The organism is Halorubrum sp. CBA1125 (assembly GCF_009742825.1).
Classification (GTDB): domain Archaea; phylum Halobacteriota; class Halobacteria; order Halobacteriales; family Haloferacaceae; genus Halorubrum.
Map to the genome: position 1 here is coordinate 1 of NZ_WPCE01000081.1, position 12,211 is coordinate 12,211.

The 12,211-nt window shown below is 69.5% G+C and carries 15 protein-coding genes and 3 pseudogenes; 12 read left to right on the top strand and 6 right to left on the bottom strand.

Annotated features, from left to right (window positions below; translation table 11 throughout):
- Positions 1-255 (bottom strand): annotated as a pseudogene (locus GJ633_RS08875) (phosphomannomutase); the annotation flags it as partial.
- 116 nt (positions 256-371) lie between these two features.
- Between GJ633_RS08875 and GJ633_RS08880 the strand changes: the two are divergent.
- The 3 genes and pseudogenes from GJ633_RS08880 to GJ633_RS17785 all read left to right on the top strand — a co-directional run bounded on the left by GJ633_RS08880 (position 372) and on the right by GJ633_RS17785 (position 1,590).
- On the top strand, positions 372-650 hold the full coding sequence (locus GJ633_RS08880; RefSeq protein ID WP_156588534.1) for an acylphosphatase: 279 nt from the start codon (positions 372-374) through the stop codon (positions 648-650).
- Between the two features lie 395 nt (positions 651-1,045).
- A pseudogene (locus GJ633_RS18255) lies at positions 1,046-1,147 on the top strand (CDP-diacylglycerol--glycerol-3-phosphate 3-phosphatidyltransferase); the annotation flags it as partial.
- A 107-nt stretch (positions 1,148-1,254) separates the two neighbouring features.
- The gene (locus GJ633_RS17785) at positions 1,255-1,590 is read left to right on the top strand and encodes a hypothetical protein (RefSeq protein ID WP_231741304.1); all 336 of its coding nucleotides are present in this window, start codon (positions 1,255-1,257) and stop codon (positions 1,588-1,590) included.
- Positions 1,591-1,623: 33 nt separating this feature from the next.
- Here the strand turns inward: GJ633_RS17785 and GJ633_RS08890 are convergent, their stop codons facing one another.
- The gene (locus GJ633_RS08890; protein ID WP_156588535.1) at positions 1,624-1,983 is read right to left on the bottom strand and encodes a hypothetical protein; all 360 of its coding nucleotides are present in this window, start codon (positions 1,981-1,983) and stop codon (positions 1,624-1,626) included.
- Between the two features lie 188 nt (positions 1,984-2,171).
- Here GJ633_RS08890 and GJ633_RS08895 point away from each other — a divergent pair.
- Both GJ633_RS08895 and GJ633_RS08900 read left to right on the top strand, forming a co-directional pair.
- A pseudogene (locus GJ633_RS08895) lies at positions 2,172-3,220 on the top strand (zinc-binding alcohol dehydrogenase).
- Between the two features lie 3 nt (positions 3,221-3,223).
- The gene (locus GJ633_RS08900) at positions 3,224-3,598 is read left to right on the top strand and encodes a 6-carboxytetrahydropterin synthase (RefSeq protein WP_156588536.1); all 375 of its coding nucleotides are present in this window, start codon (positions 3,224-3,226) and stop codon (positions 3,596-3,598) included.
- Here the strand turns inward: GJ633_RS08900 and GJ633_RS17790 are convergent.
- A complete protein-coding gene (locus tag GJ633_RS17790; RefSeq protein WP_231741305.1) occupies positions 3,577-4,035 on the bottom strand; it encodes a hypothetical protein in 459 nt (152 codons plus the stop codon). The genes GJ633_RS08900 and GJ633_RS17790 overlap by 22 nt on opposite strands.
- Here GJ633_RS17790 and GJ633_RS18260 point away from each other — a divergent pair.
- Complete coding sequence (locus GJ633_RS18260; RefSeq protein ID WP_321168992.1) at positions 4,026-4,745, top strand: glycosyltransferase family 4 protein; 720 nt, start codon at positions 4,026-4,028, stop codon at positions 4,743-4,745. The genes GJ633_RS17790 and GJ633_RS18260 overlap by 10 nt on opposite strands.
- On the opposite strand, the gene GJ633_RS17800 is transcribed toward GJ633_RS18260, so the two are convergent.
- Positions 4,661-5,320, bottom strand: coding sequence for a hypothetical protein (locus tag GJ633_RS17800; RefSeq protein ID WP_231741306.1), 660 nt, complete (start codon positions 5,318-5,320; stop codon positions 4,661-4,663). The genes GJ633_RS18260 and GJ633_RS17800 overlap by 85 nt on opposite strands.
- On the opposite strand from GJ633_RS17800, the gene GJ633_RS17805 reads away from it, so the two are divergent.
- The gene (locus GJ633_RS17805) at positions 5,319-5,609 is read left to right on the top strand and encodes a hypothetical protein (protein WP_231741307.1); all 291 of its coding nucleotides are present in this window, start codon (positions 5,319-5,321) and stop codon (positions 5,607-5,609) included. The two genes, GJ633_RS17800 and GJ633_RS17805, sit on opposite strands and share 2 nt — an antisense overlap.
- Positions 5,610-5,835: 226 nt before the next feature.
- Here GJ633_RS17805 and GJ633_RS08915 read toward each other — a convergent pair whose 3' ends face one another.
- A complete protein-coding gene (locus GJ633_RS08915; protein WP_156588537.1) occupies positions 5,836-6,819 on the bottom strand; it encodes a formyltransferase family protein in 984 nt (327 codons plus the stop codon).
- Positions 6,820-6,998: 179 nt separating this feature from the next.
- Here GJ633_RS08915 and purS point away from each other — a divergent pair, with 179 nt between their 5' ends.
- The 5 genes from purS to ilvD all read left to right on the top strand — a co-directional run bounded on the left by purS (position 6,999) and on the right by ilvD (position 11,571).
- A complete protein-coding gene (gene purS / locus GJ633_RS08920) occupies positions 6,999-7,250 on the top strand; it encodes a phosphoribosylformylglycinamidine synthase subunit PurS (RefSeq protein WP_156588538.1) in 252 nt (83 codons plus the stop codon).
- The gene (gene purQ / locus GJ633_RS08925; RefSeq protein WP_156588539.1) at positions 7,247-7,924 is read left to right on the top strand and encodes a phosphoribosylformylglycinamidine synthase I; all 678 of its coding nucleotides are present in this window, start codon (positions 7,247-7,249) and stop codon (positions 7,922-7,924) included. The genes purS and purQ overlap by 4 nt, the downstream gene beginning before the upstream one ends.
- Before the next feature lie 157 nt (positions 7,925-8,081).
- Positions 8,082-8,435 carry a helix-turn-helix domain-containing protein gene (locus GJ633_RS08930; protein WP_156588540.1) on the top strand — a complete coding sequence of 118 codons (354 nt, stop codon included), beginning with the start codon at positions 8,082-8,084 and terminating at the stop codon, positions 8,433-8,435.
- Positions 8,436-8,620: 185 nt separating this feature from the next.
- On the top strand, positions 8,621-9,694 hold the full coding sequence (locus GJ633_RS08935) for a type I restriction enzyme HsdR N-terminal domain-containing protein (RefSeq protein WP_156588541.1): 1,074 nt from the start codon (positions 8,621-8,623) through the stop codon (positions 9,692-9,694).
- 89 nt (positions 9,695-9,783) lie between these two features.
- Positions 9,784-11,571, top strand: coding sequence for a dihydroxy-acid dehydratase (gene ilvD, locus GJ633_RS08940; protein WP_156588542.1), 1,788 nt, complete (start codon positions 9,784-9,786; stop codon positions 11,569-11,571).
- A gap of 451 nt (positions 11,572-12,022) precedes the next feature.
- Here ilvD and GJ633_RS08945 read toward each other — a convergent pair.
- The coding region (locus GJ633_RS08945; protein WP_197431301.1) for a VOC family protein at positions 12,023-12,211 on the bottom strand (189 nt) is incomplete at its 5' end.

Below are 12,211 nucleotides of genomic sequence, written 5' to 3' on the forward strand. Positions count from 1 at the left end.
GGCGGCCATCGCGGCCGCGATCGCCGGCCCGGTCACGCGTCCGTCGCGCGCGAGGACGATCTCGGACGCCGGTTCGTCGTCGCGCTCGGACGCCGATTCCTCGCCCCACCCGGATTCGTCCGCGGCTCGCCTCTCGTCCCCCTCCGCGGCGTTCCGTATCTCTGCCGCGACGGCCCGTCCGACGGCGAGCGCCAACTCCGGCGTCACCCGGTCTTCGACGCTGCCGCGGATCCCCGCGGTTCCGAACAGGTCCATGTCCGCGGTATCGGCAGCGGGAAGTTAGAACCCGTCGGTTGTGGATCCGCGCCGGACGCGTCGGCGCCGCCCGACCGCCGCGGCGCTTAAACGGCCCGCGGACGCATTCCCCGCCGATGTCCGACCGAACGCGAGCACACGTGTGCGTCTCCGGTCACGTGCAGGGCGTGTACTACCGCGCGTCGACCCGGGACACCGCCCGAGATCGGGGCGTCGACGGGTGGGTGCGCAACCTCGACGACGGGCGCGTGGAGGCCGTCTTCGAGGGTCCCGAGGACGCCGTCGACGAGATGGTACGGTGGTGTGAGACCGGGAGCCCGGCCGCCGATGTCGAGTCCGTCGACGCCGAGTACGAATCCCCGGAGGGACTCGACGGGTTCGAGGTCAGGTGGTGACCGCATTCGGGAGGTGACAGCACTCGAGAGACGACGACAGTCGGGAAGTGACGGCACTCCGGCGGCGACTGCGTCTCCCGGCGATCCGGTACGGACCCAGCGGAGAGGTGGTTCGACGTCCCGAACCTCGACCGGTCGGCCGCAACACCGAACACCGTTCGGACCGTGGGAAAGGACATGGTATCGGCCCCCGGATCGGCAGCGCTGGCGCGGCTTCGCGTCCGGTTCCTCGCGGGGGCTGTGATCGGGGGGGCTCGGACTCGTCGCGTTGAGTCGAGTGTTCGGCAGAGCCTGGCTCCTCGTTGCGGTCCTCGTCGCCGGCTACGTGGCCGTCCACGGGGGGGGCACACCTGTCCGCGAACCGGCCGCCGGAGCGGGAGGAACTCCGATCGACCGTGGGCGTCGCGAACGGGATCACGCTGTTCCGGGGGTGGCTCGTCGCGTCGCTCGCCGGGTTCCTCGCGGTCACGCCGCCCGACCCGCGGCTCCCGGTCGCGCTCTTCGCGGCGGCGGTCCTGCTCGACGCGGTCGACGGCGCGGTCGCCCGCCGGACGCGAGAGACCGTCCTCGCGCCCGACTCGACGGGGCCGTCGACGCCCTCGCGGTGCTGGTCGGCGCCGCGGTCGCGGTCGCCGAGGGCTCGCTCGCCGGCGTGGTACCTCGTCGCCGGCGGCGTCTGGTACGCCTACGCGGTCGCGCTGTGGTCCGGCGGCGCACGGGCGCTCCCGTCTACGCGCTGCCGCCGAGCCGGCTCCGTCCCGTCGTCGGGAGCGCGCAGTTCCTCGTCGTCGCCGCCGCGCTCGCTCCCGGGATCGGCGGGACACCGATCGCCGCGGCGGCCGCGGTCGGGCTGGCGGCGCTGCTCGCGAGCTTCGCACGCGACTGGGCGGCGGCGACCGGGCGCCTCGGTCGCGAGGACCCGCCGCTCGCGGCGGAGTGATCGTCGGGGCTCTCTACGCTCGCCTTTCTCTCGTCAGGCCTCTCGCCGGAGCAGCGCCGCCAGCACGACGATCAGGAGGACCTGTGCGAGCTTGTCGACCGCCTGCGTCGGCGGGACCGGAGGCACGTCGTTGAACGCGTACCACATGACGATCTGCCCGCCCGTGAAGGGGATCCCGAGCAGGTAGACGAGCCGACGGCGGTACCCGACGAGCACCGCGGCGATCCCGAGGGCGAACCCCGCCGTCGCGACGAGGAACGCCGTCCCGAACGTGCCGCCGACCTGGATCCCGAGGAAGAGGTGTATCCCGCCCGAGACCGCCGCCGCCGCGATCCCGACCCAGTGGAGGGGCGTCAGCGATCCGAGATCGAGCGTGGTGTCCGTCCGTGACATGTATGCGTGACACACGTTCCCGGGGGGCTTAGTTCTAGTCGTGACCGCGCCGCGCGGCGGCTCCAGCGCCGCCGGCGACCGCGGTCGTAACATCGACTGCGGTCCCACCGAACATCCATTAGGCACGACCCCGTGTGATACGTTATGTACCGCCAGCTCGTTCGGGCGGCGCGGACGGGGGAGGCACCGTGAGCGCGGACGACGACCGAGCGGCGGGCCACGGGCGGGCGGTGGAGTTCGTGGCGCCCCGCGAGGTCGACGTCGTGGCGGTCGACCGACCGCGCCCCGGAGCGGGGGAGGTGCTCGTCGAGACCGCGGTGTCGGCGGTGAGCGCCGGCACGGAACTGCTGGTGTACCGCGGCGACCTCGACCCCGCGACCGCCGCCGACGAGGAGCTCCCGGCGCTCGACGGCGACTTCTCGTACCCGCTCCGGTACGCTACGCCGTCGTCGGGACGGTCGCGGCGGTCGGCAGCGGGGTTGACCCCGACTGGCGCGGCCGCACCGTCTTCGGGTTCAACCCCCACGAGAGCCACTTCCTCGCGGACCCGGACCACCTCGTCCCCGTGCCGGAGGGGATCGCGCTCGAGACGGCCGCGCTGTTCGCGACCACCGAGACCGCGGTGAACTTCGCGCTCGACGGCGCCCCGCGGCTGGGCGAGCGCGTCGCGGTGTTCGGGCAGGGCGTCGTCGGCCTCATGACGACGGTGCTGCTCGCGCGGTCGGGCGCGGAGACGGTCGTCGCCGTCGAACCGCGCGACTTCCGGCGGTCTCTCGCGGCCGACCTCGGCGCGGACGCGACGGTCGACCCGAGCCGAACCGACCCGGTCGAGGCGGTTCGCGACCGCACCGGCGGCGTCGACCTCGCGGTCGAGGTGAGCGGTCGGCCCGAGACGCTGGAGACGGCGATCGAGTCGACCCGGTTCGACGGCCGCGTACTCGTCGGCTCGTGGTACGGCACCAAGCGCGCGGACCTGGGGCTCGGCGACCACTTCCACCGTGGGCGCGTGACCGTCGAGAGCAGCCAGGTCTCCTCCATCGCGCCGGCGCTCCGCGGCCGGTGGGACCACGAGCGACGCCGTGAAACCGCCTGGCGGGAACTCCGCCGGCTCGCGGCGGACGAACGGATCGCCGACCGGCTCGTGACCGACCGGATCGACGTGGACGACGCCCCCGCGGCGTATCGCCGGCTCACGACCGACGCCGAGGGAACCCTCCAGATACTACTCACCTACTGACAGATGTACACCGTCACCGTCACCGAGTCGTTCGTCGCACAGCACTACCTGACCGTCCCGAGCCCCCCGCCGGAGGAGGCGGAACTCCACTCGCACGCCTTCGAGGCCGAGGCGACGTTCCGCGGCCCCGAGCTCGGCGCGTACGGCTACCTGCTCGACATCGACCACGCACGGGCGGCGCTCGCGGCCGCCGTCGACGCCTACAGGGACGAGACGCTCAACGACCACCTCGCGGGGAACCCGAGCGTCGAGCGGCTCGCGCGGGCGCTCTTCGACGCGCTCGCGGCCGCCGTCGACGCGCCGGCGGCCGAGGAGCTCTCCGTGACCGTCCACGAGGACGACACCGCGCTCGTGAGCTACACCGGCGAACTGTCGTAATGCGCGTCGCTCTGGTGCTCGCGGGGAGTATCGACGGCGACTCCGGCGGCTTCTACTACGACCGGCGGCTCCGCGACCGCCTCCGCGAGCGCGGGCACGCGGTCGAAGTGGTCTCGCTCCCGCGGCGGTCGTACGCCCGGCGGCTCCTCGGCAACCTCCGGGCCCGACGGATCGCGGCGCGACTCTGCGGGGTCGACGTCGTCGTCGAGGACGGGCTCGCTCACCCTTCGCTTCTCGCCGCCAACCGCCGGATCGAGGCGCCGACGGCGGCGCTGTTGCACATGATCGCGACGCGAACGCGGACCGGACTCGCCGCCCGCGGCGTGCGGGCCGTCGAGCGACGCTTCCTCGCGGGCGTCGACGCCGCGGTCTACAACGCCGAGGCCACGCGACGCGACGCCGAGTCGCTCGGGCGCCCGACCGGAGCGTGGTCGCACCGCCCGCCGGCGACCGCTTCTCGCCGGAGGTCTCACCGGCGACCGTCCGCGACCGGGCGCACGAGCGGCCCCTGGAGATCACCTACCTCGGCAACGTCGTCGCCCGGAAGGGGCTCGACGCCCTCGTCGAGGGACTGGCGCGCGTCGGCGGTCCGGGTGCCGACGATTCACGCGTCGACGGCCCGTGTGTCGGCGACCCGCACGCCGACGACCCGCACGTCGACGACCCCCGCGCCGCCGACTGGCGTCTGACCGTCGTCGGCGACGCGACGGTCGAACCCGCGTTCGTCGACGACGTCCGTGACCGGGTCGCCGACCTGGGGATCGCCGACCGGGTTCGGTTCGCGGGGCGGCTCGACGACGACGCCGTGGCGAGCCGGCTCCGCGAGACGCACGTCCTCGCGGTCCCGTCGCGGTACGAGCCGTTCGGGATGGCGTACCTGGAGGCGATGGGATTCGGCTGCGTCCCGCTGGCGGCGGCCGCGGGCGGCGCGAGCGAGTGCGTCCGCGACGGCGAGAACGGGTTCCTCGTCCCGCCGGACGACCCGGCGGCGATCGCCGACCGGATCCGTCGGCTCACCGACCGCGATCGGCTGGCCGAGATGGGCGTCACCGCGCGCCGGGACTACGCGGCGTGGCCGACGTGGACCGAGACCGCAGACGTCGCGGTCGACTTCCTCGAATCGCTCGCGGCGACGGAGGGGCGGTGATGGGGAGCGACCACGTCGCCTACCTCGACGCGAAGCGGGCGCTCGACGACCGGGCGCTCGACCGCGACGTGCTCGCGCGCTTCGCGGCGGCGCTCCCGTCGGCGCCGCGGATCCTGGAGGTCGGCGCCGGCACGGCGACGATGGTCCAGCGGCTCCACGAGTGGGACGTCCTCGACGGCGGCCGGTGGGTGGCCGTCGACACCTGCGCGGACGCGCTGGTCGCGGGCCGGCGACGGCTCGCGGCCCACCCGGACGGGCGGAGCGCGGACGACGGGGAGGTGTCGAGGGGAATTGATCCGCCAGCCGTCCGTCTGGACGACGTCACCGTCGCGTTCCGCGTCGCCGACGCCTTCGAACACGCGGCCGAGATAGCGGACGAGAACAGGGGTTCCGGACCGTACGACGCGGTCGTCGGCTGCGCGTTCTTCGACCTCGTCGACGCCGCGCCCGCGGTCGAGACGCTCGGCAGGGTCGCGCCGCTCGCGTACGCCCCGATCACGTACGACGGGGAGACGGCGCTCGAGCCGCCCGACCCCCGACGACGACGCGGTCCTCTCGCGGTACCACCGACACATGCGCGAGTACCGCGCCGGCGGTCCGGAGGGCGCGGACGCGCTGGCGCGAGCGGTGCCGGCGGTCCTCGCCGACGCCCCGTCGCCGTGGCGGATCGAGCCGCCGTACGCGGCCGACGACCGGACCGTCCTCGAACGCCTCCTCTCGACGATCGAGTCGGCCGTCGGCGAGACGGGATACGACCCGAGCGCCTGGACCGAACGGCGGCGGCGCGCGACGGCGGCGGAACGGCTCGTCTACGAGGCGGCGAACCGCGACCTGCTGGTTCGCCTCCCGGACGCGGCCGATTGAGGGCGGCGGCCCGGTCACGGACGCGGCCGATCGAGGGTGTCGGCCCGGTCACGGACGCTGCGGTCGACGACCGACGCGCTCACGGCCCCGGGAGCGCCGGCGGCAGTCCCTCGATGAGCGCCGTAACGTAGTACAGGAAGACGACGAGCGCGACCACCGACAGCGTCACGAGCAGCGCCACGACCAACCACTCGCTGGTCGCCGCGTCGTCGACGCGTCCGACACGTCAGTCGGTGTGCGGCGCGGGCGGCTGCGACCGCGAGAGGGGCTTCCCGTCGACCGGCTCCTCGGGATTCGACTCGATCGCCGCCTCCGAGAGGCCGAGCCGGGCGTCGACGTCTGCGTCCTCGCGGACGTGGACCGTGCCGCGGTGGATCGCGATCGCGTCCGCGAGGTGGAGCCGGACCGCGTCGAGCAGCACGTCGGCCTCCAGCGGCTGGCCGCGGCGCTTGATCTCGTCGACGTCGGCCCCGGCGGGGACGTCGAACGCGCGCTGGGCGATGATCGGCCCCTGGTCGAGGTCGGTCGTCACGTAGTGCGCGGTGACGCCGGCGATGCGGACGCCGGCGTCCTTCGCCTGCCGGTACGCCTCCGCGCCCGGGAACGCCGGCAGCAACGAGGGATGGACGTTGATGATCCGTCCCTCGTAGCGGAACACGACCTCCGGCGAGAGGATCCGCATGTACCGGGCCAGCGCGATCAGGTCGACGTCGTACTCCGCGAGCAGGTCGAGCAGGCGGTCCTCGTCGGTGTTGCCGCTGCCGTCGCCGACGTCGTAGAACGGCTTGTCGTAGCGCTCCGCGAGCGACCGGAGGTCGCCGCGGTTCCCGATCACGACGGGGATCTCCGCCTCCTCGCCGTCGTCGGCGAGGTCGCCGTCGGCCTCGGCGGCCAGCAGGGCCTCCGGCGCGTGGGTCTCCTTCGTGACGAGCAACGCGATCCGGCGGGCGTCGCGGTCGCTCGGGAACCGGACCTGGATGTCGACGTCGAGCTCGCGGCCGAGCTCGGCGAGCGCGCGACGGAGCTCGCCCCGGGACGTGTCCATCTCGGAGGTGTCCACGCGGGTCGTCATCCGGAAGACGCCCTCGCGGACCGCCTGGTCTAAGTCCTCGATGTTGATCCCCCGCTCGAACAGCAGGGAGGTGACCCGCGCGATGAGTCCGGTCTTGTCTCCTCCGACGACCGTGATCTCGGTCAGTTCGCGGGTCATGCGACGATCACCTCCGCGGGTTCGAACGGCTGCATACACCCGGACCACGACGCGGAGGGGTTTCCACCTTTCGCTCTGGCGCGACGGACTCGCCCCGCGATCGACCGAGTGGTATCCACGAATGTGGATATAAATGGCGTTCCAAAACGGTTTTTACGCACGACTCCGCACTCACCGGTATGACGGCATACACGGCGACCGTGACGGTCCGGCTGAAGCGGGGCGTCCTCGACCCGGAGGCCGAGACGACCCAGCGCGCGCTCGAACGGCTCGGGTTCGAGCTGTCGGACCTCCGGTCGGCCGACCGGTTCGAACTCGACCTCGACGCCGAGGACGCGGACGCGGCCGCCGCCCGCGCCGACGAGATGGCCGAGCGGCTGCTCGCGAACCCGACGATCCACGACTACGAGGTCGCAGTCACGGAACGATGACCGTCTCCGTCGTCCAATTCGGCGGGTCGAACTGCGACCGGGACGCGGTCCGCGCGCTGGCGTACCTCGGCATCGACGCCGAGCGCGTCTGGCACGAGGACGGCCTCCCGGGCGACACCGACGGGATCGTCCTCCCCGGCGGGTTCTCCTACGGCGACTACCTCCGGGCCGGTGCGATGGCGGCGCGCGCCCCGATCATGGACGAGGTCCGCGCGGCTGCGAGCGAGGGGGTCCCGGTGATCGGCATCTGCAACGGGGCGCAGATCGGGTCGGAGTCCGGGCTCACCCCGGGCGCGTTCACCACGAACGCCTCCGCGCGCTTCCAGTGCGAGCCGGTCCACCTCCGCGTCGAGCGCGCCGACATCCCCTGGACCGCCGCCTACGACGAGGGCGACGTGATCGAGGTCCCGATCGCGCACGGCGAGGGGCGGTTCGAGATCGGCGAGACGGCCCACGCCGACCTCGTCGACGACGACCGCGTCCTCTTCCGCTACTGCGACGCCGACGGGAACGTCACCGACGCCGCGAATCCCAACGGCTCGACGGACAACGTCGCGGGCGTCCTCGGCGAGCGCGAGACCGTCGCCGTCCTCATGCCCCACCCCGAGCGCGCCACGCTCCCCGACCTCGGACGCAGCACCGACGGCGCGGGGATCCTGGAAGCGTTTGCCTGATCGATCGGGAGCGTCACCCCCGTCGACAGTATCTATCCCTTTTCGACCGCCATCGCGGTCGATCGTCGTTCGTGAATCGTTTTCGGATACAGAGACAACCTGCCAACGTAGCCAACGGCCCCAAACGGCTATGTTCTAGCAGTACCAATATAACTGCATGTCGAGCGGCACCATCGATATCGACGAGTTCGAGGACACCGACGAATTCGAGACGCAGAGCGACACCGAGCGGATCGTGCTGTTTCTCGACGAGAACGACGACCGCGCGTGGAAGGCCGCGACTATCGCCGAGCGACTCGGACTAGACACGGACGCCGTCAGTGCGATCCTCTCGCGACTGAAAGAGCGTGGCCTCGTGCGTCACAAGAGCCCGTATTGGGCGATCACGGACGACGAAGAGCGGCTTCGCGCCGCGTACAGGCTTCATCGGCATCACGAGAACGCAGACGAACAGTACGGCGAGGAGCGCCTCGAGGAATTGCAGACTGACGACATGGAGACGATCCAGTGACCGCGTTCGGCGAACTGGAACGACCGCTCGGTCGAACCGATAATGTTCATTCATCCCCTACGGCGACAACGATCGAACCACTAGAGGAATCGCTACCCTTCCGAGAGACCTATAAACAAACCGCTGTATCGAACAGTTGTCGACGTTTTACTTTTAAGAGGACGGGTGTCTGATAATCTGGGACGATGGACGAGGAGACGGTGTCGAACTACGTCGAACGCTCCCAGTCGCTTATCGACTCGTCTCCGCAGATGGACGAGCAGAACACGCGCTCTCGACTGGTCGATCCATTTATAAGAGATCTGTTGGGTTGGGACTTCTACTCGACCGAAATCGAGATGGAGTACTCTGTCCAGATGGGTTCGTCGAAAAAGAAGGTCGACTACGCACTGTTCAACGACGGCTCGCCGGTCGTCTTCGTGGAGGCGAAAGGCTGTGACACAAAGATCACTGATGGGCATGCTGATCAACTCCGAAGCTACATGCGACAGGAGTGGGTCGACTGGGGGCTTCTCACGAACGGAAAATCGTTTCTCGTGTTTCGGTTGAGAAAGGACGGCGATCACCCTGACGTGGAGCAATTGGGTCGAACGCAACTGGTAGATCTCACCGCAAACGATTGGATGCTCGCCGCGCTCGCGAAGGAGTCGATCCAGTCGGGGACGTCGACGGAGATCTATCAGCGAGTCGAGCGCCGGCAGGACGCGATCACGACGTTGTCCGACCAGAAGGATGCGATCGCGGAGTCGCTTCGGGAAACGATCGTCGAGGAGGTCGGCGAGATCGTCTCTCAACCGGCGGAGTCGCTCTCGAAGACGTTTGTCGACGATTTGATCTCCGAACTTGAAACTGGACAGAAGGAGAGCGATGTCGAATCTCAACGACGATCAACCACTGATCAATCACAAAATGAGGGCGACGAATCGGGAGATTATGTGGTTTATATCTCTAATGGGGATGGCTCCACTACATTTAGCGACGACAGTCAGGCGGATCTAATGGGAGTGGTAACCGATCATCTCATCAGAAATCACGGTCTCGTTGATGCGTATGCTCCCCTTCCCTACGTGCCTGGAAATAAGATCGCGATGTTGAACGATCAACCGACCCACCCAACCGGCGACGAAATGCGGCTCTATCGGGAGGTCGGTGACGGTTACTACGTATACACTTCATTAAACAAAGGTGATAAGAAACGTCATATGAGCAATTTCGCCGATGCCTGTAATGTTGAAATCGGGTTTGCTGGCGACTGGTAGCTGACCGCGTCCAATATAAATCCCCGCGTCGATCCGGAGCAACTTGTTTCGGTGCGTCCGTTTAAGACCCCTGGGCGTCAGGTACCGGTATGAGCGAGCAGCAGCCGAGACCCGACGATGGGGCAACCCGCGGGCGTCGGGGCGACGCGGACCGATTCGCCGGCGAGAAGGACGACGACCTCCGGAGCAGGGACGTGACAGAGGGCGCCGACCGCGCGCCGCACCGCTCGATGTTCCGGGCGATGGGCTTCGACGACGAGGACCTCTCTTCGCCCATCGTCGGCGTGCCGAACCCCGCCGCCGACATCACGCCGTGTAACGTCCACCTCGACGACGTCGCGGACGCGGCGCTCGACGGGATCGATACCGCGGGCGGGATGCCGATCGAGTTCGGGACGATCACGATCTCCGACGCCATCTCGATGGGGACGGAGGGGATGAAGGCGAGTCTCATCTCGCGAGAGGTCATCGCCGACTCCGTCGAGCTGGTCTCCTTCGGCGAGCGCATGGACGCGCTCGTCACCGTGGGGGGCTGTGACAAGAACCTCCCCGGCATGCTGATGGCGTCGATCCGCACCGACCTCCCCTCGGTGTTCCTCTACGGCGGCTCGATCATGCCGGGCGAACACGAGGGACGAGACGTCACCATCGTCCAGGTGTTCGAGGGGGTCGGCGCGTACGCGCAAGGCGAGATGAGCGGCGACGAACTCGACGACCTCGAACGCCACGCCTGCCCCGGCGCGGGCTCGTGCGGCGGGATGTTCACCGCGAACACGATGGCGTCCATCTCCGAGGCGCTCGGGATGGCGCCGCTCGGCTCCGCCTCGCCGCCCGCGGAGGACCCGGAGCGGTACGAGGTCGCCGAGCGCGCCGGCGAGCTCGTCATGGACTGCATCGAGAACGACCGCCGCCCCTCCGACGTCCTCTCGCGGGAGTCCTTCGAGAACGCGATCGCCTTACAGACCGCGATCGGCGGCTCGACGAACGGGGTGCTCCACCTGCTCGCGCTCGCGGGCGAGGCCGACGTCGACCTCTCGATCGAGGACTTCGACGAGATCTCGCGGCGCACGCCGAAGATCGCCGACCTCCAGCCCGGCGGGAGCCACGTCATGAACGACCTCCACGAGGTCGGCGGGGTGCCCGTCGTGCTCCGCCGCCTGCTGGAGGCCGACCTGCTCCACGGCGACGCGATGACCGTCACCGGACGCACCCTCGCCGAGGAGCTGGCGGAACTGGAGGCGACCGGCGAACTGCCCGACGACGACGAGATCGACGGGGAGTTCCTCTACACCGTCGACGACCCCAAAGAGGAGGAGGGCGCGATCAAGATCCTCAAGGGCAATCTCGCGCCAGACGGCTCGGTGCTCAAGGTGACCGGCGACGACGAGTTCTACCACGAGGGACCGGCGCGCGTGTTCGAACACGAGGAGGACGCGATGGAGTACGTCCAGTCCGGCGAGATCGAGTCCGGCGACGTGATCGTGATCCGCAACGAGGGCCCGACCGGCGGGCCGGGGATGCGCGAGATGCTCGGCGTCACCGCCGCCGTCGTCGGCGCGGGCCACGAGGACGACGTGGCGCTCCTGACGGACGGGCGCTTCTCGGGCGCCACCCGCGGGCCGATGATCGGTCACGTGGCGCCCGAGGCGGCCGCCGGCGGTCCGATCGGACTCTTGGAAGACGGGGACCACGTCACGGTCGACATCCCCGAGCGCGAGCTCACCGTCGACCTCTCCGAGGCGGAACTGGCGGCGCGCCGCGAGGAGTGGGAGGCGCCGGAGCCGCAGTACGAGGGTGGAATCCTCGCGAAGTACGCCCGCGACTTCGCCTCGGCGGACCTCGGTGCGGTGACGAACCCACGGCTGACCCGCGAGTAGGCGGCGTGGCGGCGGCTGGAAGAATCTCGAGTGACAGGCCGAAGGCGATGGAACGGGACGACAGCCGGGAGACTCGGCGTCGATCGGACCGACGGCGACGAACGGGCTACCGGCCGGTCGTTACTCCTCTTCTTCCTCTTCGACGGGAACGCGCCCGCGCTCCCAGATCCCCTTCGCCGAAGCCCCGTACGGTGCCGTGTGGGAAACGTCTTTCATCGTGTCGCGGTCGTCTGCCATATTGAACGTAGGTCACGCCGATCGGGGTATTAACTCTTCGTGGAATGAGACACAAACACATAATAATATATAAGGTATTAATATACACGGTGCTGGAGGGGACGGTCGGACAGTTTACGGATCGGCCACGAGTCGACGCGATCGGCGATAGAAACCGACGAACGTACGATTCTCGGAGGATCGTCCCTCTCGAGACGTCGGTCCGCGCACCGGCTCAGCTCTCGTAGCCGCGCTCGAACGGGTCGATCTCCTCGCTGCCCGGCTCCTCCTCGTCGCGGGCGAAGCCGGGGCCGTTCGTCGCCAGCTCGAAGACCAGTCCGTCGGGGTCACTGAAGTAGATGCTCTTGAAGTACGTGCGGTCTTTCACCGCCGAGACCCGGACGCCGCGCTCGCGGAGGTGGTC

Bases quoted from the DNA above. Each gene is read 5' to 3' on its own strand.
- GJ633_RS08880 (WP_156588534.1), top strand. From the start codon at position 372: ATGTCCGACCGAACGCGAGCACACGTGTGCGTCTCCGGTCACGTGCAG.
- GJ633_RS08890 (WP_156588535.1), bottom strand. From the start codon at position 1,983: ATGTCACGGACGGACACCACGCTCGATCTCGGATCGCTGACGCCCCTC.
- GJ633_RS08900 (WP_156588536.1), top strand. From the start codon at position 3,224: ATGTACACCGTCACCGTCACCGAGTCGTTCGTCGCACAGCACTACCTG.
- GJ633_RS17805 (WP_231741307.1), top strand. From the start codon at position 5,319: ATGCGCGAGTACCGCGCCGGCGGTCCGGAGGGCGCGGACGCGCTGGCG.
- GJ633_RS17800 (WP_231741306.1), bottom strand. From the start codon at position 5,320: ATGTGTCGGTGGTACCGCGAGAGGACCGCGTCGTCGTCGGGGGTCGGG.
- GJ633_RS08915 (WP_156588537.1), bottom strand. From the start codon at position 6,819: ATGACCCGCGAACTGACCGAGATCACGGTCGTCGGAGGAGACAAGACC.
- purS (WP_156588538.1), top strand. From the start codon at position 6,999: ATGACGGCATACACGGCGACCGTGACGGTCCGGCTGAAGCGGGGCGTC.
- purQ (WP_156588539.1), top strand. From the start codon at position 7,247: ATGACCGTCTCCGTCGTCCAATTCGGCGGGTCGAACTGCGACCGGGAC.
- GJ633_RS08930 (WP_156588540.1), top strand. From the start codon at position 8,082: ATGTCGAGCGGCACCATCGATATCGACGAGTTCGAGGACACCGACGAA.
- GJ633_RS08935 (WP_156588541.1), top strand. From the start codon at position 8,621: ATGGACGAGGAGACGGTGTCGAACTACGTCGAACGCTCCCAGTCGCTT.
- ilvD (WP_156588542.1), top strand. From the start codon at position 9,784: ATGAGCGAGCAGCAGCCGAGACCCGACGATGGGGCAACCCGCGGGCGT.